At 68.7% G+C, this 24,955-nt stretch carries 20 protein-coding genes and 2 riboswitches; of the genes, 7 read left to right on the forward strand and 13 right to left on the reverse strand.

Annotated features, from left to right (window positions below; translation table 11 throughout):
• Nucleotides 1-42: 42 nt before the first annotated feature.
• The 4 genes from AB7E03_RS06110 to AB7E03_RS06125 form a co-directional block, all read right to left on the reverse strand.
• On the reverse strand, nt 43-1,299 hold the full coding sequence (locus tag AB7E03_RS06110; protein WP_489942870.1) for a citrate synthase: 1,257 nt from the start codon (nt 1,297-1,299) through the stop codon (nt 43-45).
• A gap of 247 nt (nt 1,300-1,546) precedes the next feature.
• Nucleotides 1,547-2,665: a succinyldiaminopimelate transaminase gene (gene dapC, locus AB7E03_RS06115; RefSeq protein ID WP_489940212.1), complete on the reverse strand. Its 1,119-nt coding sequence runs from the start codon at nt 2,663-2,665 to the stop codon at nt 1,547-1,549.
• 18 nt (nt 2,666-2,683) lie between these two features.
• A complete protein-coding gene (gene fdxA / locus AB7E03_RS06120; RefSeq protein ID WP_441781807.1) occupies nt 2,684-3,004 on the reverse strand; it encodes a ferredoxin in 321 nt (106 codons plus the stop codon).
• 34 nt (nt 3,005-3,038) lie between these two features.
• A complete protein-coding gene (locus tag AB7E03_RS06125; protein ID WP_489940214.1) occupies nt 3,039-3,419 on the reverse strand; it encodes a hypothetical protein in 381 nt (126 codons plus the stop codon).
• Nucleotides 3,420-3,519: 100 nt separating this feature from the next.
• Here AB7E03_RS06125 and efeU point away from each other — a divergent pair, with 100 nt between their 5' ends.
• The 3 genes from efeU to efeB are packed head-to-tail and all read left to right on the forward strand — an operon-like array spanning nt 3,520 to nt 7,009.
• Complete coding sequence (efeU, locus tag AB7E03_RS06130; RefSeq protein ID WP_489940216.1) at nt 3,520-4,392, forward strand: iron uptake transporter permease EfeU; 873 nt, start codon at nt 3,520-3,522, stop codon at nt 4,390-4,392.
• Nucleotides 4,393-4,430: 38 nt separating this feature from the next.
• Nucleotides 4,431-5,648: an iron uptake system protein EfeO gene (gene efeO, locus AB7E03_RS06135; RefSeq protein WP_489940218.1), complete on the forward strand. Its 1,218-nt coding sequence runs from the start codon at nt 4,431-4,433 to the stop codon at nt 5,646-5,648.
• A gap of 14 nt (nt 5,649-5,662) precedes the next feature.
• Nucleotides 5,663-7,009: an iron uptake transporter deferrochelatase/peroxidase subunit gene (gene efeB / locus AB7E03_RS06140; RefSeq protein WP_489940220.1), complete on the forward strand. Its 1,347-nt coding sequence runs from the start codon at nt 5,663-5,665 to the stop codon at nt 7,007-7,009.
• 24 nt (nt 7,010-7,033) lie between these two features.
• Here the strand turns inward: efeB and AB7E03_RS06145 are convergent, their stop codons facing one another.
• The 3 genes from AB7E03_RS06145 to AB7E03_RS06155 all read right to left on the reverse strand — a co-directional run bounded on the left by AB7E03_RS06145 (nt 7,034) and on the right by AB7E03_RS06155 (nt 11,540).
• Nucleotides 7,034-7,501, reverse strand: a complete 468-nt coding sequence (locus tag AB7E03_RS06145) for a hypothetical protein (RefSeq protein WP_489940222.1) — start codon at nt 7,499-7,501, stop codon at nt 7,034-7,036.
• A 158-nt stretch (nt 7,502-7,659) separates the two neighbouring features.
• A complete protein-coding gene (gene typA, locus AB7E03_RS06150; protein WP_489940224.1) occupies nt 7,660-9,585 on the reverse strand; it encodes a translational GTPase TypA in 1,926 nt (641 codons plus the stop codon).
• A 95-nt stretch (nt 9,586-9,680) separates the two neighbouring features.
• Nucleotides 9,681-11,540: an ABC transporter ATP-binding protein gene (locus tag AB7E03_RS06155; RefSeq protein ID WP_489940226.1), complete on the reverse strand. Its 1,860-nt coding sequence runs from the start codon at nt 11,538-11,540 to the stop codon at nt 9,681-9,683.
• A 68-nt stretch (nt 11,541-11,608) separates the two neighbouring features.
• Here AB7E03_RS06155 and AB7E03_RS06160 point away from each other — a divergent pair, with 68 nt between their 5' ends.
• Nucleotides 11,609-12,235: a PH domain-containing protein gene (locus tag AB7E03_RS06160; protein ID WP_489940229.1), complete on the forward strand. Its 627-nt coding sequence runs from the start codon at nt 11,609-11,611 to the stop codon at nt 12,233-12,235.
• A 32-nt stretch (nt 12,236-12,267) separates the two neighbouring features.
• On the opposite strand, the gene AB7E03_RS06165 is transcribed toward AB7E03_RS06160, so the two are convergent.
• From AB7E03_RS06165 to AB7E03_RS06175, 3 genes are all read right to left on the reverse strand, one after another.
• The gene (locus tag AB7E03_RS06165) at nt 12,268-13,278 is read right to left on the reverse strand and encodes an ABC transporter permease (RefSeq protein WP_489940231.1); all 1,011 of its coding nucleotides are present in this window, start codon (nt 13,276-13,278) and stop codon (nt 12,268-12,270) included.
• Nucleotides 13,278-14,810, reverse strand: coding sequence for an ABC transporter permease (locus tag AB7E03_RS06170; RefSeq protein WP_489940233.1), 1,533 nt, complete (start codon nt 14,808-14,810; stop codon nt 13,278-13,280). Before AB7E03_RS06170 ends, AB7E03_RS06165 begins: the two co-directional genes overlap by 1 nt.
• Before the next feature lie 197 nt (nt 14,811-15,007).
• Entirely contained in the window at nt 15,008-16,798 is a 1,791-nt protein-coding gene (locus AB7E03_RS06175) for an ABC transporter family substrate-binding protein (RefSeq protein ID WP_489940235.1), read from the reverse strand.
• A 231-nt stretch (nt 16,799-17,029) separates the two neighbouring features.
• Between AB7E03_RS06175 and AB7E03_RS06180 the strand changes: the two genes are divergently transcribed.
• Nucleotides 17,030-17,824, forward strand: a complete 795-nt coding sequence (locus AB7E03_RS06180) for a CPBP family intramembrane glutamic endopeptidase (protein WP_489940237.1) — start codon at nt 17,030-17,032, stop codon at nt 17,822-17,824.
• Nucleotides 17,825-17,933: 109 nt separating this feature from the next.
• On the opposite strand, the gene gcvP is transcribed toward AB7E03_RS06180, so the two are convergent.
• From gcvP to gcvT, 3 genes are read right to left on the reverse strand one after another with little or no spacing between them, the layout of a single operon-like run.
• Nucleotides 17,934-20,849, reverse strand: a complete 2,916-nt coding sequence (gene gcvP, locus AB7E03_RS06185; RefSeq protein WP_489940239.1) for an aminomethyl-transferring glycine dehydrogenase — start codon at nt 20,847-20,849, stop codon at nt 17,934-17,936.
• A 15-nt stretch (nt 20,850-20,864) separates the two neighbouring features.
• Nucleotides 20,865-21,239, reverse strand: coding sequence for a glycine cleavage system protein GcvH (gcvH, locus tag AB7E03_RS06190; RefSeq protein ID WP_441781793.1), 375 nt, complete (start codon nt 21,237-21,239; stop codon nt 20,865-20,867).
• 2 nt (nt 21,240-21,241) lie between these two features.
• Nucleotides 21,242-22,435 carry a glycine cleavage system aminomethyltransferase GcvT gene (gcvT, locus tag AB7E03_RS06195; protein ID WP_489940242.1) on the reverse strand — a complete coding sequence of 398 codons (1,194 nt, stop codon included), beginning with the start codon at nt 22,433-22,435 and terminating at the stop codon, nt 21,242-21,244.
• Nucleotides 22,436-22,500: 65 nt separating this feature from the next.
• A riboswitch (glycine riboswitch) is annotated at nt 22,501-22,601 on the reverse strand.
• A gap of 1 nt (nt 22,602) precedes the next feature.
• A riboswitch (glycine riboswitch) is annotated at nt 22,603-22,700 on the reverse strand.
• 234 nt (nt 22,701-22,934) lie between these two features.
• Here gcvT and AB7E03_RS06200 point away from each other — a divergent pair.
• Nucleotides 22,935-23,663: an NUDIX hydrolase gene (locus tag AB7E03_RS06200; protein ID WP_489940244.1), complete on the forward strand. Its 729-nt coding sequence runs from the start codon at nt 22,935-22,937 to the stop codon at nt 23,661-23,663.
• Entirely contained in the window at nt 23,660-24,955 is a 1,296-nt protein-coding gene (gene nadA / locus AB7E03_RS06205) for a quinolinate synthase NadA (protein ID WP_489940246.1), read from the forward strand. The genes AB7E03_RS06200 and nadA overlap by 4 nt, the downstream gene beginning before the upstream one ends.

A 24,955-nucleotide genomic window follows, 5' to 3' on the forward strand; every position in this document is an offset into this window, starting at 1 on the left:
CGGTCAGCGACGCGGGTCAGCGACGCGGGTCAGCGACGCGGGTCAGCGACCGAGGTCGCGCTCCGGCGAGCCCACGTACAGCTGCTGCGGGCGCCCGATCTTGGTCTGCGGGTCGAGGTTCATCTCGCGCCAGTGCGCGATCCATCCCGGCAGCCGGCCGATCGCGAAGAGCACTGTGAACATCCGCGTCGGGAAGCCCATGGCCTTGTAGATCACGCCCGTGTAGAAGTCGACGTTCGGGTAGAGCTTGCGGTCGACGAAGTACTGGTCGGCGAGCGCGACCTCCTCCAGCTCCTTGGCGATGTCGAGCAGCGGGTCGTGCACGCCGAGCGCCTCGAGCACCTCGTCGGCCGACTGCTTGACGAGCTTGGCGCGCGGGTCGAAGTTCTTGTAGACCCGGTGGCCGAAGCCCATGAGCTTGACGCCGGACTCCTTGTTCTTCACCCGCTCGACGAACTTCTGGACGCTCTCGCCCGAGTCGCGGATGCCGGCGAGCATCTGGAGCACCGCTTCGTTCGCGCCGCCGTGCAGCGGGCCGTAGAGCGCGTTGATGCCGGCCGAGACGGAGGCGAACAGGTTCGCCTGGGTGGAACCGACGAGGCGCACCGTAGAGGTGGAGGCGTTCTGCTCGTGGTCCTCGTGGAGGATCAGCAGACGCTCCAGGGCCCGCGACAACACCGGGTTCACCTCATACGGCTCGGCGAGCGTGCCGAAGTTGAGGCGCAGGAAGTTGTCCACGAAGCTCAGCGAGTTGTCCGGGTAGAGGAACGCCTGGCCGAGGCTCTTCTTGTGCGCGTACGCCGCGATGACGGGGAGCTTGGCGAGCAGCCGGATGGTGGAGAGCTCCACCTGCTCCGGGTCGCTGACGCTGAGCGAGTCCTGGTAGAACGTCGACAGTGCGGAGACGGCGCTCGACAGCACCGACATCGGGTGCGCGTCGTGCGGGAGCGCGTCGAAGAAGCGGCGCAGATCCTCGTGGAGGAGCGTGTGCCGACGGATGCGCTCGTCGAACTCCGACAGCTCCGAAGGCGTCGGCAGCTCACCGTGGATGAGCAGCCACGCGACCTCGAGGAAGGTGGAGTTCTCGGCCAGCTGCTCGATCGGGTACCCGCGGTAGCGCAGGATGCCCTGCTCGCCGTCGATGTACGTGATGGACGAGCGCGTGGCCGCGGTGTTCACGAAGCCGTAGTCGAGGCTGGTGAGCCCGGTCTGCTTGGTCAACGAGGAGAAGTCGATGCTCGACGCGCCGTCGACGCTCGGGCGGATCGGGAACTCGGCGACGCCACCCGGGTAGGTCAGCGAGGCCGTCGCGAGTTCGGCCTCCGCCGATCCCGCCTCGACAGAGCCCTCCGCCTGGTTCGGGGCCTTCTCGGTGCCAGTGTTTTCGGTGCCGAGTCCGCTCACAACGCCTCCTGGTGGGGATAGTCGGGGTCTTGCGCGCCGGTTGTGGCAGCGCTGCACAGTGCCGTGCGCTCACGGGCCTGCCGGTACAGCCTAACGAACGTCGGCGACAACTGTGGCATCGGTCAAAGAGCGCGGAAAGGCGTTAGAGGGACTCTCCAAAGGATCGCAGCCGCTCCGCCGCAGCGGCGACCCGCTCGTCGGTCGCAGTGAGCGATAGGCGGACGTGCTGCGGGAAGAACTCCCCGTAGAAGTGGCCCGGACCGGCCAGGATCCCGAGGTCGGCGAGGCGCCCGATGCTCTCCCAGGCGTCGCGTCCCTCCGTCGCCCACAGGTACAGCCCGCCCTCGCTCCGGTCGATCCGGAACCCGGCTGCCGCAAGCGCCGGCTTCAGCAGTTCGCGCCGCGCGCGGTACCGCGCCTTCTGCGCCTGCACATGCTCCTCGTCGCCCAGGGCGGTCACCATCGCGGCCTGCAGCGGCGCCGGGAGCATGAGCCCCGCGTGCTTGCGGACGTTCACCAGGCGGTCGATGATCGACCGGCACCCGGCGACGAAGGCCGCACGGTACCCGGCGAGGTTCGACTGCTTGCTGAGCGAGTACACGGCGAGGACGTTCTCGCGGTTCTGCCCGATCACCCGGGGGTCGAGGATGCTCGGGACACGGTCGGCATCCCAGGGCGCCTCCCAGCCGAGTTCGGCGTAGCACTCGTCGCTCGCGATGTACGCGCCGAGCTCCCGGGCCCGCGCGACGGCGGCCCGCAGCTCGGCGACCGACAGGATGCGACCGTCCGGATTTCCCGGAGAGTTCAGCCAGACCAGGCGCGTGCCCTCGGGCCACTCCGCCGGGTCGTCGCTCGCGAGAGCGGTCGCCCCTGCGATCGAGGCGCCGATCGCGTAGGTCGGGTAGGCCGCGCGCGGGTGGACGACGATGTCGCCCTCCCCGAGTCCCAGCATGAAGGGCAGCAGCGCCACCAGCTCCTTCGAGCCGATGGTCGGCAGCACGTTGTCGACGGTCAGTCCGCGCACGCCGCGGCGCCGCTGGAACCAGTCGACGATCGCCTCGCGCAGGGCGGGCGTCCCGACGGTCTGCGGGTAGGCGTGCGCATCCGTCGCCTCGGCGAGCGCCTCACGGATGAGGTCGGGCGTCGGGTCGACCGGCGACCCGATCGACAGGTCCACCAGGCCGCCAGGGTGCGACCGCGCGCGCTCGGCGTACGGCACCATCTGGTCCCAGGGGTAGTCCGGGAGCTGCTGCAGCGCCACGTCAGTGGGCCGTCACGGTCAGTGGGCCTGCGGAGGAAGGGCTGCGATCAGCGGGTGGTCCTTCTGGATCACACCGACCTTCGCGGCGCCGCCCGGCGAGCCGATGTCGTCGAAGAACTCCACGTTGGCGCGGTAGTAGTCCTTCCACTCCTCGGGCAGGTCGTCCTCGTAGTAGATCGCCTCGACCGGGCAGACCGGCTCGCAGGCGCCGCAGTCGACGCACTCGTCAGGGTGGATGTACAGCGACCGTTCGCCCTCGTAGATGCAGTCGACGGGGCACTCGTCGATACAGGCCCTGTCCTTCACATCGACGCACGGGAGAGCGATGACATAGGTCACAGTGGTTCGGATCCCTTCACGAGGAGCTGTGCTTCTAGCTTAGGCCGTTCACTGCGGGACGGCGGACGCTGACGTCCGGCCACGCGACGACGACAGCGGCGATCAGGATCGGCCCGATCAGCCACACCTGCCCCGCGAGATTGTTCGGGATGAGCACAGAGCCTCCCCCGCTCTCCTGCGTGAACAGCAGGATGACGACGATCGCGCCGAGCGCGGCGAGGAGGGCCGGCAAGCGGCTGTGGCCGAGGAGCCGGAGCCCGAGCAGCAGGGATGTGAACGCCAGCAGCGACCCGATGAGCCCGAGCGGGATGGGGATGCCCCAGGTCACCGAGATCTGATGGGCGATCGTACCGATCGCTCCGAACACCGCTCCCGCCAGCACGAGGAGGATGGCGCTGACGATCCGGCTGAACATCCTCGCATCCTAGCTGGACACTCTCAGAAGGGTGATCTACAGTCGAGTGGGTAAGGTTAGCCTTACCAACCACATCCCTCGATCGACGACAAGGTTCCCCGTGCTCGCGAACTACCTGATCGGCCTCCGCGAAGGCCTCGAGATGGCGCTCATCGTCACCATCCTGGTCGCCTACGTCGTGAAGCTGGGCCGGACCGAAGTGCTCTCGAAGCTGTGGATCGGCGTCGCGATCGCCCTTATCATCCCGCTCGCCATCGGCGCGGTCCTCACCTGGGGACCGATGGGGATGAGCTTCCAGGCGCAGGAGATCCTCGGCGGCTCGCTGTCCATCGTCGCCGTCGGTTTCGTCACCTGGATGGTGTTCTGGATGGGCAAGACCGCCCGCTCCATGAAATCCACCCTGCACGGCCGGCTCGACTCGGCGCTCGTGGGCGCCGGCTGGGGCGTGGTGCTCCTCGCCATGCTGAGCGTCGGGCGCGAAGGCATCGAGACCTCCCTCTTCGTCTGGGCGACCGTCGCGAGCACCGGAGACAGCTGGGAGCCCGCCGTCGGTGCGCTCCTCGGCCTCGCCACCGCAGCGGTACTCGGGTTCCTGCTCTACCGCGGCATGGTGAAGATCAACCTCGGCGCGTTCTTCACCTGGACCGGCGCGTTCCTCATCCTGGTCGCCGCCGGCGTGCTCGCCTACGGTATCGGCGACCTGCAGGAGGCCGGGCTGATCCCGGGGGGCGGGGTCCACGCCTACGACATCAGCGGCGCCATCCCCTCCTCCAGCTGGTACGGCACCCTGGCGGCGGGCATCGTCAACTTCAACCCGTCGCCCACCTGGCTCCAGGTCGGGGCGTGGGTCGCCTACCTCGCCGTCGTCGGCTACTTCTACGTGCGCCAGCACCGGGCGTCCGCCCGGCCGGCGCCGAGCGCGCCGGCACCCACGTCCGCGCCGGCGTCGCAGCACGCGCCCATCGCCTCCTGAACCCCACGCAGCACCCGAACAGAAAGCGCAGTACACCCATGCCTCGACTCCGCCCGGTGGCCGCCCGCGCCGCCCGCCCGGTCCGCCGCCGCCTGGTCGCCGTGGCCGGTTCCCTCGCCGGGACCGCCGCGCTCGCTGCCGCTCTGACCGGCTGCGTGCCGAACCAGGCCACGGCCTCCGACGAGGCGATCGCGGTCACGCTGACCGACAGCAAATGCACCGTCTCGACCAGTACGGCGAAGGCCGGCCCGATCACCTTCCAGGTTACGAACAGCGGGACCGACGTCAACGAGTTCGAGCTCCTCGCGACCGACAAGCTGCGCATCGTCGGCGAGAAGGAGAACATCGGCCCCGGAACCACGGTCAACTACGTGGTGCAGCTCGCCGAGGGAGACTACTTCTCGGCGTGCCGGAAGGGGATGGTCGGCCAGCCCAACCACGTCGCCGCCTTCACGGTGACCCCTGGGTCGGGCAAGACCGTCACGCAGAGCGAGAGCAAGCAGGTCGCGCAGGCCGTCAGCAACTACGTCGGGTACGTGAAGGACCAGTCCGGCGCGCTCCTGACCGCCACCAAGACGTTCGCGGCCGCCTACGCCGGCGGTGACGATGCCGCCGCCCGCGCGCAGTACGCCTCCACCCGATCCTTCTACGAGCGGATCGAGCCGACGGCCGAGCAGTTCGGCGACCTCGACCCGGCCCTCGACCTCCGTGAGGCCGACCTGGCGGAAGGCCAGGAGTGGACAGGCTGGCACCGTATCGAGAAGGACCTCTGGGCACCCGCCGGCTACACCCCGGCCGACGCGGCCACCCGCACGCAGCTCGCCGACAAGCTCGTCGCCGACACCCAGCGTCTGTACGACCTCGTGCATGCAAAGGACTTCACCCTCACCATCGACCAGATCTCCAACGGCGCCATCGGCCTGATGGAGGAGGTCGCAGGTTCCAAGATCACCGGCGAGGAGGAGGCCTTCTCACACACGGACCTGCAGGACTTCCAGGCGAACCTCGAGGGCGCCCAGGTCGCGTACGGCGTCGTCCGCGACACCGCCTCGCAGAAGGGCAGCAGCGGCAAGGATGTCGTCGCCAAGCTCGATGCGGAATTCAAGACGGTCGCCACCACGCTCGCGCAGTACACGTCCGGCGACGGCTTCGTCAGCTACACCGAGCTCACCACCGACCAGGTCAAGCAGCTGTCCGACCAGGTGAACGCGCTCAGCGAGCCGCTCAGCCGGCTGACCTCGATCATCGTCAAGTAAGGACGAACCCGAGAGTGAGCCGCAAGCAGCGTCCCGACGCCGAACGCCCGGAGACCGAGGAGGTCGCCGGGCGCCCCGGCGTCTCTGGGGGCTCTGGGCGCTCCGGGCTGTCGCGGCGCGGCATGCTCGGCCTTGCCGGAGCGACCGTCGGAGCCGGCCTGGTGGGTGCCGCTGCGGGCGTCGGCGTCGACCGTGCCGTGCTCGGTGCGACGGCTTCGACGGCATCCACCTACCCGTTCTACGGCGCGCACCAGGCCGGCATCACGACGCCCGCGCAGGACCGCCTCCACTTCGCCGCGTTCGACACGTCCCCAGGCCTCGACCGCGACGGCCTGATCGAGCTGCTGCAGGACTGGACCAAAGCCGCGGCCCGGATGACGCAGGGGCGTCCGGCGGGCAAGTACGGCCCTGCCTCCGGCCCGACCGACGCTCCCCCGGACGACACCGGTGAGGCCCTCGACCTGCCGCCCGGCGGGCTGACGCTCACCTTCGGCTTCGGCGCCACGCTGTTCCGGTCCGCGACCGGAGAGGACCGGTTCGGGATCGCGTCCGACCGCCCGGCCGCGCTGGTCGACCTCCCGCGGTTCCCCGGCGACGCGCTGCTTGCACCCATCACCGGCGGCGACCTCTGCGTGCAGGCCTGCAGCGACGACCCCCAGGTGGCCGTGCACGCCATCCGGAACCTGTCGCGCATCGCCTTCGGCCGCGCCGCCATCCGCTGGTCGCAGCTCGGCTTCGGCCGCACCTCCTCCACCTCGCGCGCTCAGGTCACCCCGCGCAACCTGTTCGGCTTCAAGGACGGTACGGCCAACATCAAGTCGGAGGACCAGTCGGTCGTCGACGACTACGTGTGGGCGGCGCACGAAGACGGCGCCGGGTGGATGGACGGCGGCTCGTACCTGGTCGCCCGCAAGATCCGCATGGTGATCGAGACGTGGGACCGGCAGCAGCTCGGCGAGCAGGAGCGCATCATCGGACGGGACAAGGGCGAAGGGGCGCCGCTGTCCGGCGGCACCGAGTTCACCGAGCCGAACTTCCTCGCGCTGGCGAAAGACGGCGGCACCAAGATCGACCCGGACTCGCACGTCCGGCTCGCGCATCCCACCGCCAACGCCGGAGCGCAGCTGCTGCGCCGCGGCTACAACTTCGTCGACGGCAACGACGAGCTGGGGCGGCTCAACGCCGGGCTGTTCTTCATCGCTTTCCAGCGCGACCCGCGGAAGCAGTTCATCCCGATCCAGCAGCGCCTGGCGGCGAACGATCTGATGAACGAGTACGTACGCCACGTCGGCTCCGGGGTGTTCGCGGTGCCGCCCGGGGCGAAGGAAGGGTCGTACGTGGGGGCGGGGCTGTTCGCGTAGGGTCCTGTATTCAGGAGCCCGTATTCAGGAGCTCGGCGTCGGCGTCGCGCTGGGGGCCATCCCCTTCGACACCGAGTAGTTGGCGACCCAGCCGTTGCTGCCGGCGTCGGTGACGACCACGAGCACTCCGTACGTGCCGTTGGTGAACGTGCCCGTGCCTCCGCCCTTCGGGCCTTGGGCGCCGAACTCGCCGCTGAAGCCGGCGTCGGTCAACTGCTTCTCGATCGCGGTATACGAGTCAGCGCCATCGACCTTCACCGTGACGTTCCACACCTTGTCGTCACCCGAGCCGAGCCCCGCGCCGAGCACGACGTCGCCGCTCGCGAGAGGGACCTCTTTGGGGAAGTCCGACGGCACCGAGGTGCCGCCGATGTCGACATTGCCGCCGGACACATCCTTGACGACGCCCTGGAAGCTGCAGGCGGTCAGGGCGGGTGCCGCGCCGAGCAGCAACACGGCGACGAGCGGGACGGCGAGGATGCGGCGGTTCATGCCCCCATTCTCATGGACCGACCCGAGCGGGAGGCTGCACGATGTCGTGCGTATCGAAGGAGAATCGGGCCGAATTCTCCTTCACATGGCAGTACGGAAGGAGATTCGGACGGGAAACGTCCGATTCTCCTTCCGTACGAGGGAAGCAGTACCGCGGGTCAGACCGCCGCGGCGTCCTGACGCTTCAGGCGGGCGGCGGCACGGCCGCGCGCGGTCGCATCCAGCTCGACCTTGCGGATGCGCACGGCCTCAGGCGTCACCTCGACGCATTCGTCGTCGCGCGCGAACTCCAGCGACTCCTCGAGCGTGAGCTGACGCGAGGGCGTCATCGACTCGAAGTTGTCGGCGGTCGACTGACGCATGTTGGTCAGCTTCTTCTCCTTGGTGATGTTCACGTCCATGTCGTCGGCGCGCGAGTTCTCGCCGATCACCATGCCCTCGTAGACCTCCTCGGTGGGGTTCACGAAGAACGTCATGCGCTCCTGCAGGGCGATGATGGCGAACGGGGTGACGACACCGGACCGGTCGGCGACGATCGAGCCGTTGCTGCGGGTCACGATGTGGCCCGCCCACTCGTCGTAGCCGTGCGAGATCGCGTTCGCGATGCCGGTGCCGCGCGTGGTGGTGAGGAACTCGGTGCGGAATCCGATCAGGCCGCGCGACGGGACGATGAACTCCATGCGGACCCAGCCGGTGCCGTGGTTCGCCATGTTCTCCATGCGGCCCTTGCGGGCGGCGAGCAGCTGGGTGATCGCACCGAGGTACTCCTCGGGGGCGTCGATCGTCAGGTGCTCGTACGGCTCGTGGGTCTTGCCGTCGATCTTCTTGGTGACCACCTGCGGCTTGCCGACGGTGAGCTCGTAGCCCTCGCGGCGCATCTGCTCGACGAGGATGGCCAGCGCCAGCTCGCCGCGGCCCTGCACCTCCCAGGCGTCCGGGCGGCCGATGTCGAGCACGCGCAGCGACACGTTGCCGACCAGCTCGCGGTCGAGGCGGTCCTTGACCATGCGGGCGGTGAGCTTGTGGCCCTTCACCTTGCCGACGAGCGGCGACGTGTTGGTGCCGATGGTCATCGAGATGGCGGGCTCGTCGACGTGGATCGCGGGCAGCGGACGCACGTCCTCCGGGTCGGCGAGCGTGTCGCCGATCATGATGTCGGCGAAGCCGGCGACGGCGACGATGTCACCGGGACCGCCGGACTCGGCCGGGTAGCGGTCGAGCGCCTTGGTCATCAGCAGCTCGGTGACCCGCACGTTGTGCACGTCGCCGTCGTGACGCACCCAGGCGACGGTCTGGCCCTTGCGGAGCGTGCCGTTGAAGATGCGAAGGAGCGCCAGGCGACCGAGGAACGGCGAGGCGTCGAGGTTGGTGACGTGCGCCTGCAGCGGCGCCTCCGGGTCGTAGCTCGGCGCCGGGATGTGCTCGAGGATGGCCTCGAACAGCGGCTCGAGGTCGTCGTTGTCGGGCAGCTCGCCATTGGCCGGCTTGTTGCGGCTCGCAGCGCCCGCGCGACCCGAGGCGTAGACCACGGGCACGTCGAGGATCGCGTCGAGGTCGAGGTCCGGCACGTCGTCGGAGAGGTCGCTCGCGAGACCGAGCAGGAGGTCCTGGCTCTCGCCGACGACCTCGTCGATGCGCGCGTCGCCACGGTCGGTCTTGTTGACCGCGAGGATCACGGGGAGCTTGGCTTCGAGCGCCTTGCGCAGCACGAAGCGGGTCTGCGGCAGGGGGCCCTCGGACGCATCCACCAGCAGGACGACGCCGTCGACCATGGAGAGGCCGCGCTCGACCTCGCCGCCGAAGTCGGCGTGGCCGGGGGTGTCGATCACGTTGATGGTGATCGGGCCGTTCGGGGCGTGCTTGCCGTTGTACGAGATCGCCGTGTTCTTGGCGAGGATCGTGATGCCCTTCTCACGCTCCAGCTCGTTGGAGTCCATGGCGCGGTCTTCGACGTGCGCGTGGGCATCGAACGAGTTCGTCTGCTTCAGCATGGCATCGACCAGCGTGGTCTTGCCGTGGTCGACGTGGGCGACGATCGCGACATTGCGCAGATCGTCGCGGCGGGCGACGGCGTTCTCGGACATGCGTGAAGACTCGACTCTCGTCAGAAGGAAGAAGGGGAACGGTCCATTCTATCCTGGATCCGCTCCCCTTCTCCTGTGTCCGCTGTCAGCGAGCGCTACAGCCCCTGTGCGACAGGCGGCTCGGGGGTCTGCGGCTCCGGCGCGACGGTCGGCGGCGCGGACTCGTCCGAGCCTGCCGCGAGCAGCTCCAGGCGCAGCGCGCGACGTGCCCGCTGCTGCTCCGGGTCCGGAAGCGGCACCGCAGCGAGGAGGCGCTGGGTGTAGGCCTCCTTCGGGTAACGGAGGATCTCGTCACGGGTGCCCACCTCGACCAGCCGGCCGTGGTGCATCACGGCGATGCGGTCGGCGAGCACGTCGATGACGGCGAGGTCGTGGGTGATGAACAGGCAGGCGAAGTTCATCTCCTTCTGCAGCGTCTGCATCAGCTGCAGCACGCGGGCCTGGACGGACACATCCAGTGCGCTCGTCGGCTCGTCGGCGATGAGCACCTGCGGCTTCAGCGAAAGCGCGCGGGCGATCCCGACGCGCTGCTTCTGACCGCCCGAGAGCTCGTGCGGGAACCGGCTGCGGTAGGCGCGCGGCAGCTCGACGCTGTCGAGCAGACGGTCGACCTCCTTCGACAGCTCCGCACCCTTGAGGTTCTTCGCGAGGCGAAGCGGCTCGGCGATGGAGTCGGAGATCTGGAGGCGCGGGTTCAGCGACGACGACGGGTCCTGGAAGACGATGCCGACGTTGCGGTGCAGCTGGCGGATCTCATCCCGGCTCGGCTTGCTGATGTCCTGACCGGCGACGACGAGCTTGCCCGAGTGGATGGGCAGCAGCGCGATCGCGGCGCGGCCGAGCGTGGTCTTGCCGGAGCCCGACTCGCCCACGAGTCCGACGACCTCGCCCTCGTGGATCTTCAGATCGATGTCGCTGGCGGCGCGGAAGGCCGGCACACGCCCGTGCTTCGGGTACTCGATGGCGACGTTCTGGAAGTCGACGACCACCTTCCGCCTATCCATCTCGGATCTCTCGTGCTCGGCCTGGGCCGCGCGCTCGTTGGCGCGGATGCGCTCGGTGAACGACTCATCCGGGTGCTCGGTGCCCGCGGCGAGGGCGGCCGTGGTGTCGATCTCCTCGTCCTCGCGCTGGCCGAGGTGCGGCACGGCGTCGAGCAGGGCGATCGTGTACGGGTGCTGCGGGTTGGCGAACACGTCCGCCACGGTGCCCGCCTCGACGATGTCGCCCTTGCGCATGACGACGATGTTGTCGGCGAGGTCCGCGACGACGCCCATGTCGTGCGTGATCAGCAGGATGGCGCTGTCCAGCCGGTCGCGGAGGCTGCGCAGCAGCTCCAGGATCTCGGCCTGCACGGTCACGTCGAGCGCCGTGGTCGGCTCGTCCGCGATCAGGAGCTTCGGGTCGCACGAGATCGACTGGGCGATCATGGCGCGCTGCCGCTGGCCTCCGGAGAGCTGGTGCGGGTAGGAGTTGAACGCCTTCTTCGGGTCGGGCAGCTCCACCATGGCGAGCAGCTCGAGCGCGCGCTCCTTGGCCTCGTGGGGCGACATCCCGAAGTGGATGCGCAGGGTCTCGACGATCTGGAAGCCCACCGTGTACACCGGGTTCAGGGCCGTCATCGGCTCCTGGAAGATCACGGCGACCTGGCGTCCGCGCACCCGGCGCATCTGCGGCTGGCTGAGGCCGGTCAGCTCGCGGCCGTCCAGCTTGATCGAGCCGCGCACGCGGGAGTTCTGCGGCAGGAGGTCGAGGATCGCCATCGAGCTCGCACTCTTACCGGAGCCGGATTCGCCGACGATGGCGAGGACCTCGCCCGCCTTGATCTGGTAGTCGAGCTTCTTCGCGGCCGGCACCCACTCGCCGTCCACACCGAAGTCGACGGAGAGGCCGTTCACCTCGAGGACGGGGCCGCCGGTCGCAGGCGTCGTCCGAGCCGGGTTGGTCTCGGTCATGATTCGTGGTTCCTTTCGGGGGCGCGCTCTGCGTCGGAGGAGAACGAGCGGAATGAGAGCATGGACCCATGCCCTACGTCTCCCCCGCCGAGCGCGAGGTTTTCGTGTCCCGGTTCAACCGGGTCCTTGCCGTGCTGATCTGGGCGGCTGCTGTCGCCCTGACCGTCGGCCTGCTGGTGAGCGTCCACGACGCCCGTCTGCTGTACATCGTGCCGGGTGCGCTGTTCGCCTTCGTCGCCTGGGCGATGCTGTGGCGTCCGCAGTTGACGGTCGCCGACGACGGCATCACGGTCGTCAACGTGACCCGCACCGTCCACATCCCGTGGGAGGCGCTGATCGCCGTCGACACCAAGTTCGCGCTGACGCTGTACACGCCCGGCCACCGCTTCCCGGTGTGGGCTGCGCCCGCCCCGGGCACCGGCAGCACGCTCCGCGCCACCCGCAACGAGACGCGGGGACGCCTCGGCCGGCCGCGCGTCGAGGACAGCGTGCGCCGCCCCGGCGACCTGCTCGGCACCGAGTCCGGTGCCGCGGCGGAGGTGGTCCGCCGCCGCTGGACGATGCTGCAGGACTCCGGCGCGATCGATGCCGGCCGTGCCGACGAGACGCCGGTCGCCGTGCGCTGGCACATCACGGCGCTGGTCGCGCTGGTGGTGCTGCTCGCGGCCACCGTCGCCGCACTGCTCCTGGCCTGACAGGCCCGGGAGCAGCGCGGCGGAGGCGGTCGTCACAGCACGTCCTCCGCGAGGGCCGCTCCAGTCCTGGGGCTGCGGTCGTCGCCTTCGCCGTCCTCCGGCTCCTGCTCACGCATCTTGCGCAGGTTGAACCGGCGATGGCGCGGGTCGAACGCGTCGCGCAGGCCGTCTCCGACGAAGTTGACGAGCAGCGCCAGGGTGACGATGAACGCGCCGGGCCACCAGAACAGCCAGGGCCGGGTCTGGAACGCCGACTGGTTGGAGCTGATCAGGAGGCCGAGCGAGACGTCCGGCGGCCGGATGCCGTAGCCGAGGTACGACAACGCGGTCTCGAGCAGGATGGCGGAGGCCATGATCAGGGTCGAGGCGACGATCACGACGCCGATCGCGTTCGGCAGGATGTGCTTGAAGATGATGCGGCTGTCCGAGGCGCCGGCGACCCGCGCCGCCTCCACGAACTCCCGCTCGCGGAGCGACAGGAACTCGCCGCGGACCAGTCGGGCGATGCCCATCCACGAGAAGAACCCGAGCATCAGGGCCAGGAAGAAGGCGCCGAGCCCGCCGAACGCGTGCCCGACCACCGAGCCGATCACCAGCGCCGGGATGACGATGAACACGTCGGTGATGCGCATCAGGATGGCGTCGACGACGCCGCGGAAGTATCCCGCCACCGCCCCGACGACGACACCGACGACGCTCGCGATCAGGCCGAGGACGACCATGACGAGGATCGAGTTCTGGATGCCGCGCATGGTCAGCGCGAAGTAGTCCTTGCCGATGCGGTCCTGACCGAAGGGGTGCTCGAAGCTGGGCGAACCCTGCTGCACCTGCGGGTTCAGCTCGGTGTAGTTGTACTTCCACCATCCGGGGATGGGCCCGAGGCCGATCGCCGAGATCGAGAAGATCAGGATGAAGATGAACAGGATGGCGCTGGCGACAGCGACCTTGTTCGACCGGAACCGCTTCCAGACCAGCTTGCCCTGACTGACCGGAGGCGCACTCGGCGCCTGCAGCTCGTCGGCGATAGGTGTGTTGTCGGACATTATCGGACCCTCACTCTCGGGTCGAGTGCGGCGTACGCGAGGTCTGCCAGGAAGTTGAACAGGATCGCCATGGCCGCGATCACCAGGAAGTAGGCCATGACCGGATTGAGGTCACCGCGCTGGAGTCCGGCGTTGAAGAGCGAGCCCATGCCGGGGATCGCGAACACCCGCTCCGTGATGACCGCACCACCGAGCAGCGCGCCGACGTCGAAGGCGACGAGGGTCGTGATCGGGATCAGCATGTTGCGGAAGGCGTGGCGCACCACGACGGTCCGCTCGGGCAGGCCCTTCGCGCGCGCGGTGCGGATGAAGTCCTGGTTCAGCACCTCGAGCATCCCGGCCCGCGAGTAGCGGGTGTACGACGCGAACGAGATCAGCAGCAGCGCGATCGTCGGCAGCACCAGGTGCGTGAACGTGTCGAGTCCGGTGACCCACATGTCGCCCTCGAGCCCGGGGGTCGAGGAGCCCACGGTCGCGATCGGGCGGCCGTTCGTGTCCTGGAAGTACTGCGGCCAGGCCTGCATGAAGCGGTCGACGATGATCAGGAAGCCGGACACGAGCGTGACGATGACGGCGATGCGCATGTTCTGGCCGCGGTCGTAGCCGCCGACGAACCAGCCGATCGCCAGCGTCACGACGATGGCCACGATCGCCAGGATGACGATGGTCGCGACCGTGGAGACGTCGAACAGCGGCTGCAGGGCGAAGTAGCAGACGAGGCTGACCGCGCCGGCGATGGCCGCCGAGATGAGCGCACGCCGGTTCTGCAGCCCCGAGATGAGCGCGGTCGCGCCGATCACGGTTGCGGCGATGAGGAGGATCATCACGATCGGGCCGAGGCCCGGCACGAGGAACCAGTTCGTAGCCGACATCAGCAGCAGCACACCGGCGGTCGCCACAGCGGAGACCACGAAGGTGATCAGACGCCGCCTTCGGTCACCGCCGATCAGCGACTGCCAGATGAGGCCCGCGACCACGCCGATGATGACGGCGATCCACCACGGAATCGTCGGATGCGCGAGGAAGTTGTTGAACCCGATGGCGACGAACTCCTTCAGGAGCACGGCCACGAGGAACGCCGGAAGCGAGTACAGGAAGAAGCTGAAGAACGTGACGACGTTGTCGAGTCCGCTGTACTGGCGAAGGGCGGTGACGATACCGATGGTCACACCGAGGAGGATCGCGAGGATCAGGGCGAAGGTGACCAGCTGGACCGTCGACCCGAGGGCCTGAGGCAGGATGTCGGTCACCTGGGCGTTGGAAGCCGTGGCGCCGAGGTTGCACGCGTTGGCGAACGGGATGAGGCACTTGGCCGCACCACCCAGCCACAGCAGCCAGCGCAGCGGCGGCGGCACGTCGAGCTGGAGGAGCTGGATGCGCGCGTTGATGAGCTGCGTCTTATTCGGGGAGTTGCTGCTTCGCAGGTCCTGGAGCGGGTCGACACTGTAGGCCACCAGCATGTACATCAGGAACGAAGCGGCGATGATGATGAGCACTGAGACCAGGAGGCGCCTCAGGATGAAACTCGCCATAGGTTCAAAACCTTCACTGACAGGACGCGCCGAACTTCGGGTGCGGCGGGAGGGGGTTCGCCGCCAGGCGCGTATCTCACGGGGCGGACGGATCGCGTCCACCGACTACATGATACGGGGCGTCGGTCAAGAAACCGACGCCCCCGCCGCAGGGAGAGTGCCCGGGGTTCGCCCGGGCACTCTCACTTGCGGAGTTGTTACTTCGAGGAGGAGGACTTGACGTTCCACTCCCAGAAGTTCCAGAACGGGCCGGACTGCCCGCCGTTGTACTTGATGCCGTCAACCCGCGAGGTGGTCGCGAAGACACCCGGGAGCTGGAACAGCGGAAGGCCATAGCCGTCGGCGAAGGTCTTCTTGTCGATCTGGTACTCGATCTTCGTCAGCTCATCCTTGTCCAGGGTGGTCTGCGACTTGAGGGCCGGGTCGTTGGTGCCCGTGTAGCGGTTGTAGTTACCGCCACCCTGCGAGGCGAACACCTGCGGCAGCTGCGTGGTGCCTGCACCCGGGCTGATCCAGCCGAAGAGCGAGGCGTCGTAGTCGCCACCCGGGAGCAGCTTGCTCCAGTCGGGCGAGCCGGCGTCGACGACCTTGAAGCCGGCCTTGGCGGCCGAGGTCGCGATCGACTGGAACTCGTCGACACGGTTCGGGTTGTTCGTGTTGTACAGGATGCGGACGGTCGGCGTGGCACCGGCGAGCAGCGCCTTGGCGCCGTCGATGTCGACCTTGCTGTACTTGTCAGAGCCGTTCTGCTTGACGCTGCCCTCGTACTGCTCCTGGTTCGGCAGGAAGATCTGCGAGTCCAGGACCTTGGCCTTCGAGTCGACCGGGGTGACGATCGAGTCGAGGATCTGCTGACGCGGGATCGTCTTCAGGAACGCCTCGCGAACCTTGGCGTCGGCGAAGACCGGCGATCCGAAGTTCAGGTCGAGGTGGTCGTACGACGCCTGCGCACCGGTCAGGATCTTCGCGCTGGTCTGCTTGAGCGCGGTGATCGTGTCGGCGGACGCCTGCGGGTTGATGATGTCGACCTCACCGTTCTGGAGAGCGGTGACCTGGGCGTTCGCGTCCGGGATGATACGGAAGACGATCTTGTCCACGTTCGGCTTGAGGCCGCCGGCGTAGTACTTGTTCTTCGTCATCGTCAGCGACTGACCCGGGGTCCACGAGGAGACGACGAACGGACCGGAGGAGACCAGTAGGTCCTTGTCGGTCGGGAACGCGGTCACGTCGTAGCCGGTGTTGACGAAGTCCGCCGCCTTCTTCAGCGTCGGGTCGACAGGAGCCGGGTTCGCCGGGTCGCCCTTCGGCAGGCCCTTCAGCAGCTTGGTCAGGTCGGCGGCCGAGGAGAGGCCCGCCTTCTTGGCCACGATGTGCGCGGGCTGCGCGATCGGGTTCACGAGCTCCCAGTCCACGTACGGGGTGGCGTACTTGAGGGTGATCGTGCGGTTGTCGTTGCTGACCGTCGGGAAGTCGGTCGCGTCCACACCGGCGGTCGAGCCCGCGATCGTGAAGTACTGGGTGCCGCTGGAGACGTTGCCCTCGGCGTCGAACTTCGCCGAGTCGTAGTGGCCGGAGGCGATGGCCCACGCGAGGATCATGTCGTCAGCGGTGACGGGCTGGCCGTCGCTCCACTTGTCGTCCTTGTTCAGCGTGTACTTGACCGTCAGCGGGTCGTCCGAGGTCTTCTCGAATGTGCCGAACTTGTCGTCGTGGACGATCTTGTAGTTGTTGTCGATGTACTGGAACCCGGTTCCGTACGATCCGTTCAGGTACCCGACCTGGCCGTTGGTGTCCAGGTTGCCCTGCGGCGTCTGCGAGTTGAACGAGGTGAAGTCGTTGACGACCGCCACCGTCACGGTGCCGCCCTTGGCAGCGGACGAGGTGTTGGTGCTGCCGGACGTGGTGCAGGCTGACAGGGCGAGTGCGGCGACGCCTGCCACGGCGACAGCACTGAGCCCGTACCTGACCTTTCTTCCGTTGATGTGCAATGTTCCTCCTGTGCGAAGTGTGCGACGGTGCAAGCGTGCGAGAGCGCCTGTCCCGCGCGGGATAAGAATGACCCTAGGTATCGTCGGCAGCGATTGCAAAACAGGGGCACAAAACGTTACAGAGTGGTAACTCAGTCGGTGGATTCCTGCACGAAGCGCACAAAAACGATGGAATCGTTCGCGTAATGCAACGTTTCCGTGGTTTCCCGCGGGGCCTGGCAGGATGCCCCTATGAGCAACGCGTTGACCTGGGCCGCCGAGTCTCCTGTCGACCGCGGATCACGGCAGCGGTTGTGGTGGGAGATCGCGATCGTCCTCGGCCTCTCGCTCGGTCAGTCGGCCGTCTACTCCATCGTCAGCATCGTCGACCGCGCCACCCAGAGCACGCCCCTCGCCGATCAGAAGACGGAGGTGAATCCGGCCCAGTCGAGCCGGGAGGTCTTCGACTTCCTCTATCAGGTGCTGGGCAATCTGTTCCCGCTGTTCGCGGTCGCGCTGGTCGTCTATCTGCTGTGGCAGCCGCAGCGGAGCGGCTTCCACCGCATCGGCCTCGACCTGACCCGGCCCGTGCGCGACCTCGCCGGCGGCGGGCTGCTGTTCCTCGTCATCGGCGTGCCGGGCATCCTCTTCTACGCGGTGACGCGGCTGCTCGGGATCACGGTGACGGTCGAAGCATCGACCCTCGACGCGCACTGGTGGACGGTGCCGGTGCTCATCCTCGCGGCGCTGCGTGCGGCGCTTCAGGAGGAAGTGATCGTCGTCGGTTACCTGTTCACCCGACTGCGGCAGCTGGGCTGGGGAAAGTGGACGATCATTCTGGCGGCGGCGGTGCTGCGCGGCAGCTACCACCTCTACCAGGGCTTCGGTCCGTTCGTCGGCAACGCCGTGATGGGCGTCGTCTTCGGCTGGTGCTACACGCGCTGGGGCCGGGTGATGCCGCTCGTGATCGCGCACACCATCATCGACATCGTCTCGTTCGTCGGCTATCCCCTCGCCGTCGCGTGGTGGCCGTCCGTCTTCGCCTAGCCCTCTCTATTCCACTCCCCTCAACCCCCGCCAACAGTTCCTCAGTTTTTCAGGCGACACGCCGCGCAGGATGCGAAAAACTGAGGACCTGTTGGCTTGGGAAACGGGGTCAGGCGAACGCCTCGGGGGGCGGGCAGGCGCAGAAGAGGTTGCGGTCGCCGTAGGCCTGGTCGATGCGGCGGACCGGCGGCCAGTACTTGGTGCGGACGAGGGCAGGCACCGGGTAGACGGCCTGCTCACGGGAGTACGGGTGACTCCAGTCGGAGGAGACGACCGACTCTGCGGTGTGCGGGGCGTTGCGCAGCGGGTTGTCGTCGGAGGGCCAGTCCCCCGCCGCCACCGCGTCCGCCTCGGCGCGGATCGCGACCATCGCGGCCACGAAGCGGTCGAGCTCGGCCAGGTCTTCGCTCTCGGTCGGCTCCACCATGAGGGTGCCGGCGACCGGGAACGACATGGTCGGCGCGTGGAAGCCGTAGTCGATGAGCCGCTTGGCGACGTCGTCGACGGTCACGCCGGTGCGCTCGGTGAGCGGGCGCACATCGAGGATGCATTCGTGCGCGACCAGGCCGTCCTCCCCTGCGTAGAGCACCGGGAAGTGCTCGCGGAGCCGGGCTGCGACGTAGTTGGCCGCGAGTACGGCAGCGCCGGTCGCATCCTTGAGCCCCTCCGCGCCCATCATCCGGACGTACGCCCAGCTGATCGGGAGGATGCTCGGGCTGCCGTAGGGCGCGGCGGACACCGGGGCGCCGCCGTGCTCGACACGGCCGCCGCCTGCGAGCGGATGCGTCGCATCCTGAGCCAGAGGATGCCCAGGCAGGAAGGGCGCGAGGTGCGCCTTGGCCGCCACCGGGCCGACACCCGGGCCACCTCCGCCGTGTGGGATGCAGAACGTCTTGTGCAGGTTGAGGTGGCTGACGTCGCCGCCGAAGTCTCCGAACCGTGCGTAGCCGAGCAGGGCGTTGAGGTTGGCGCCGTCGACGTAGACCTGTCCGCCCGCATCGTGCACGGCCTGGGTGATGGCGACGACGTCGTGCTCGTAGACCCCGTGCGTCGACGGGTAGGTGATCATGAGCGCGGCGAGGCTGTCGGCGTGCTCGGCGATCTTGGCGCGCAGGTCGTCGAGGTCGACGTTGCCCAGCTCGTCGGTCGCGACCACGACCACGCTCATCCCTGCGAGCACCGCCGAGGCGGCGTTGGTGCCGTGGGCGGACTGTGGGATGAGGCACACCGTGCGCTGCAGGTCGCCGCGCGAGCGGTGGTAGCCGCGGATCGCGAGGAGGCCCGCGAGCTCGCCCTGGCTGCCCGCGTTGGGCTGCAGGGAGACGGTGTCGTAGCCGGTGACGTCCGCCAGCCAGCTCTCCAGCTGGTCGATCAGCTCGAGCGATCCGGCCACATCGGCGGCCGGCGCGAAGGGATGCAGTGCCGCGAACTCGGGCCAGGTCACGGCCTCCATCTCGGTCGCCGCGTTCAGCTTCATGGTGCACGAGCCGAGCGGGATCATGCCGCGATCGAGCGCGTAGTCGCGGTCCTGCAACAGGCGCAGGTAGCGCATCATCGCGGTCTCGGAGTGGTGGGTGTTGAACACGGGATGCGTGAGGTATCCCGACTCCCGGGCGAGCCCCGAGTCGAAGGACGGCTCCCCCGCCAGGTCGACGGAGAACTCGGCATCGACCGTACCGCCGAGCACCTCGATGAGGTCGGCGAGCGGGAAGGTGCCGTCTCGGAGGTCGGCCGCCGACTCCTCGTCGAGGCTCAGCGAGACGAGCCCGGCATCCGTCGCGTGGAGCAGCAGACCGCGGTCGTGCGCCCGGGCGACGACGGTGGCTGCGTCATCCACCTCGACCTGGAGGGTGTCGAAGTACGACCGCGACACGACCTCGACACCGGATGCGCGGAGCGCCCCGGCGACTCCGGCCGTCGACAGGTGCACCTGGCGTCCGATCGCGCGCAAGCCGGCAGGCCCGTGGTAGACCGCGTACATCGCGGCCATCACCGCGAGCAGCACCTGAGCGGTGCAGATGTTGGAGGTCGCCTTCTCGCGGCGGATGTGCTGCTCGCGCGTCTGCAGGGTCAGGCGGTAGGCGGGCTTGCCGACCGCATCCTGCGACACACCGACCAGGCGGCCGGGGAGCTGGCGTTCGAGTCCCTTGCGGACCGCCATGTAACCGGCGTGCGGGCCGCCGAAGCCCATCGGAACGCCGAAGCGCTGGGTGGTGCCGACTGCGACATCCGCTCCGAGCTCCCCGGGGGCGCGGAGCTGCGTGAGGGCGAGCAGGTCGGCGGCGGCCACGATGACCGCGCCGGCGTCCTTGGAGGTGCGGATGACGGCACTCGGGTCCCACACCCGGCCGGAGGCGCCGGGGTACTGGACGAAGAGGCCGAACGCGTCGCTCAGCTCGGGGGCGTCGGCCGGCAGGCTCGCCAGATCGAGCACGGCCAGCTGGATGCCGACCGCTTCCGCCCGGTTGCGCAGCAGGGCGAGCGTCTGCGGGAACGTGTCGGCGTCGACCACGAACGTGGACGACTTCGCCTTGGATGCGCGACGTGCCAGCAGCATCCCCTCGACCACCGCGGTGCCCTCGTCGAGCATCGACGCGTTCGCCGTGTCGAGCCCGGTCAGGTCGGACACCATGGTCTGGAAGTTGATCAGCGCCTCCAGCCGGCCCTGCGAGATCTCCGGCTGGTACGGCGTGTATGCGGTGTACCAGCCCGGGTTCTCGAGCACGTTCCGCTTGATGACGGCGGGAGTGATCGTGCCGTAGTAGCCGAGGCCGATGAGGCTGCGGTTCACCGTGTTACGGGCGGCGATGGCGCGTAGTTCGCGGATCGCGGCGCGCTCCCCGATCGGCTCGGGCAGTGCGGGCGCGCGGTCAGCATCCACGCGGATGGAGTCCGGGACTGCGGCAGCCACGAGCTCCTCGACGGAGGCCCACTCGCGGGAGGACGCTGCGCCGATCGCGGACAGCATGGTGCTCTGCGCGTCCGTATCGGTGCCGATGTGACGCGTAGGGAAGAGGTCGGTCATGGAGGTGTCGGAACCTTACTCGCCGGTCAGTGCGGCGTACTCGTCGTAGCTCAGCAGGTCGTCGGGGAGCTGGGTGAACTTCACCTTCACCAGCCAGCCCTCGCCGAAGGGGTCGGAGTTCACGAGCTCCGGCGCATCCACCACTGCAGCGTTCGCCTCGGCGACCGTGCCGTCGACCGGCGCGAACAGCTCGCCGACCGACTTGGTCGACTCGATCTCGCCCACGACGCGCCCGGCGGTGACGTCGCTTCCCTCCTCCGGCAGCTCGACGAAGACGACGTCGCCCAGCTTCTCGGCCGCGTAGGACGTGATGCCGACGGTCGCGACATCGCCCTCGACCAGGAGCCACTCGTGCTCTGCGGTGTACTTCAGGTCTCGTTCTGCGGCCATGGCTAGCGCTTCTTTCTGCTGTAGAAGGGGAGGGCGGTGACGGTGAAGGGGAGGCGCGTGCCGCGCACATCCACCTGGAGCGACGTGTTCTCCCGAGCGAAGCGGGGGGCGACGTACGCCATGGCGATGGGCATGCCGAGGGTCGGAGACAGCGCGCCTGAGGTGACGACGCCGACCTCGGCGTCCTCCCCCGACGTCTCGTCGTGGGCGAAGACGGGGTATCCGGCGCGGGCGGCGCGCTTGCCCTCGCCGGTGAGTCCGACGAGCACGCGGGCGTCCGGGTGCGGGCCCTCCTCGCTGGCGAAGCGGCCGACGAAGTCGGTGTCCTTGGCGAGGTTGACGACGCGGCCGAGGCCCGCCTGCGCCGGCATGGTGTCGGGGCCGAGCTCGTGACCGTACAGCGGCATCCCTGCCTCCAGGCGCAGGGTGTCGCGGCTGGCGAGACCGGCCGGGACGAGGCCCTGCTCGGTGCCCGCTTCCGTGAGCGCATCCCACAGGGCACGGGCGTTGTCGGGCGCGACATAGAGCTCGAAGCCGTCCTCACCGGTGTAGCCGGTGCGGGCGATGAGCACGGGATGCGTCTCGAACTCGGCCGGGAGCGACCAGTAGTACTTGAGGGCGGAGAGGCGCTCGCCGAAGTCCGCGCCGCCGAGGGCGCCGGCGTCCGCCGAGAGCCCGGGGGTGGCGAGGAGGATGGACAGCGCGGCCGGGCCCTGCACCGCGATCAGGGCGATGTCGTCGGACTCGTCGAACACCTCGACGTCGAACGGCGCCGTGCGGTCGCGCAGCTCTTCGGCGACGGCGTCGCGGTTGGAGGCGTTGGCGACCACCATGTAGCGGTCGTCGCCCGTGCGGTAGACGACGAGGTCGTCCACGATCCCGCCGGAGCGGGAGAGCAGGAGGCTGTACTTCGCCTGATCGGTGGCGAGCGCCGAGAGCTTGCCCGCGAGGGCGTAGTCGAGCGCCTGCCCGGCCTCCGGGCCGATGAGGACGATCTCGCCCATGTGCGACAGGTCGAAGAGGCCCGCGGCGGTGCGGACGGCGTGGTGCTCTGCTAGATCGGAGGAGTAGCGGACGGGCATCTGCCAGCCGGCGAAGTCCGTGAACGAGGCGCCCGCGGCGGTGTGGACGTCGTGGAGCGGGGAGAGACGTTCGCCGGGCGTCGATCCGTCCGGCGGGGTCTGTTGCGAGGTCATGAGTTCTCCGATTCGCCGGCCATCCGGCCGGGGGCTGCGGGGGCGTCGCCGCTCCCGGGAAGAACTCCCCCTCTGTCATCCGGCCTGAGAGTTTCACCGCATCCCGTGGGATGGCGGCTTTCACCGTGGGCGAGAACGGCGGGCGCCGTCCTGCTTTTCAGAGTGGCCAGTCCGATGCGGTACGCGTACCTGAGAGATTGTCGGGGAGGATTGCTCCTTCGGTGCCGGCCCGCTCACGCGTGCACGGCTCTCCCGCATCGACCTCGTTGGCCCAGTATTCAGTTGGATGTCCGGCCAGCATATCCGGTTCGGTCGCGCGGCGCTCCCTCCCGCGGCGATCGCGCGCCGCCGCTCCATCGAGTGGTCGCAACACGCCGTGTCGACCGCCTGCGAGACGGCGTGTTGCGACCACTGGATGCTCCGCTTGGCGTTCTGGTCGATATGACACTAAGATGGGTGACAGTTAGAGTCAGATTGACCATTAGGCGAGGAGCGGGCCATGACCGCACGACACGAACGCGCGAGCGCGATCCTCGCCGTGTCGACGGTGATCTTCGCCCTGCGCAACGACGACGAGACCACCGGCCTGCCGCAGGTCTGGCTGCCGCTGGTCCGCCGCATCCGGGAGCCGTTCGAGGGCCGCTGGGCGCTTCCCGGTGGCCCGCTCCGGGTCGGCGAAGACTTGGCCTACGCCGCCGCCCGCACTCTGAACGACACCACGGGGCTGACCCCCAGCTACCTGGAGCAGCTCTACGCCTTCGGCGACGCCGACCGCTCCCCCGGCGCCGACCGCGTCGTCTCCGTCGTCTACTGGGCCCTGGTCCGCAGCGAGGAGGCCGAGCGCGCCAGCGTCGGGGAGAACGTCCGCTGGTTCCCGGCCGACGACCTCCCCGAGCTCGCCTTCGACCACACGGTCATCGTGCAGTACGCCTTGTGGAGGCTGCGCACGAAGATGGAGTACTCGCGCATCGCCCACGCGTTCCTCGGCGAGCGCTTCACGCTGGCCCAGCTGCGCGCGGTGCACGAGGCCGTGCTCGGCAAGGCCCTCGATCCGGCCAACTTCCGCCGCACGATCGAAGGCTCCGGCCCCGTCGTCGCGACCGACGAATACCTCACCGGCACGCCGCACCGGCCGCCGCGGCTGTACCGCTACAACGACCAGATCGACCTCGCCGACGCGGGGCCGCTCCCCCGCCAGCAGCATCCGTTCGAAGGAAGAAACGCATGACTATCGCCTCGGTCGACACCACCATCGGGCTCATCGCGTCGGGTCAGCTCGACGGCGAGACCTGCACCCCCGACCTGGTGCAGGCTCCGTGGGAGTTCGACAGCCTGCTCCCCTCCTATGGGCCGGGCGCATCCATGGCCGACCCGATCCCGGCCGACGCGCCCCGCCAGGGCGAGTTGCCGGAGGAGTACCGCACCGCATCGGCCGTCGAACTGGGCGACCGTATCCGCGCCGCCAAGGCCACCCTGGGCGACCGCGTCGCCGTCATGGGCCACTTCTACCAGCGCGACGAGGTCGTGCAGTACGCCGACTTCATCGGCGACTCGTTCCAGCTCGCGAACGCCGCGAAGGCCCGGCCGGAGGCGGAGGCGATCGTCTTCTGCGGCGTGCACTTCATGGCGGAGACCGCCGACATCGTCTCCCGCCCTGACCAGCGCGTCATCCTGCCGAACCTGGCGGCCGGCTGCTCGATGGCCGACATGGCCGACCTCGACTCGGTGCAGGAGTGCTGGGAGCAGCTGGAGGAGCTGTACGGCACCGAGCCCGACGCCGAGGGCCGCGTGCCCGTGATCCCGGTCACCTACATGAACTCGTCCGCTGCGCTGAAAGCGTTCTGCGGCGAGCACGGCGGCATCGTGTGCACGTCGTCCAACGCCGCCACCGTGCTGCAGTGGGCGTTCGAGCGGGGACAGCGCGTCCTCTTCTTCCCCGACCATCACCTCGGTCGCAACACCGCGAAGGCGATGGGCGTGCCGATCGAGCGGATGCCGCTGTGGAACCCGCGCAAGGCGTGGGGCGGGACCGACGCATCCACTCTTCAGGAGGCCCAGGTGATCCTCTGGCACGGCTTCTGCTCGGTGCACAAGCGCTTCACCGTCGGGCAGATCGAGCACGCCCGCGCCGAGTTCCCGGGCGTGCGCGTGATCGTGCACCCCGAGTGCCCGATGGATGTGGTGGATGCCGCCGACGAGTACGGCTCGACCGACTACATCGTGAAGGCGATCGAGGCGGCGCCCGCCGGTTCGACGTTCGCGATCGGCACCGAGATCAACCTGGTGCAGCGGCTGGCGGCGCAGTATCCGCAGCACACGATCTTCTGCCTCGACTCGGTGGTGTGCCCGTGTTCGACGATGTACCGCATCCACCCCGGCTACCTCGCCTGGGTACTCGAGGGTCTGGTCCGTGGCGAGGTCGTCAACCAGGTGAGCGTGCCCGCGTCGGTCGCAGAGCCGGCCCGGGTGGCACTCGAGCGGATGCTCGCCGCGCGTCCCGACACGACGATGGCGGCGTGA

This window comes from Leifsonia sp. RCC_180, assembly GCF_058138205.1.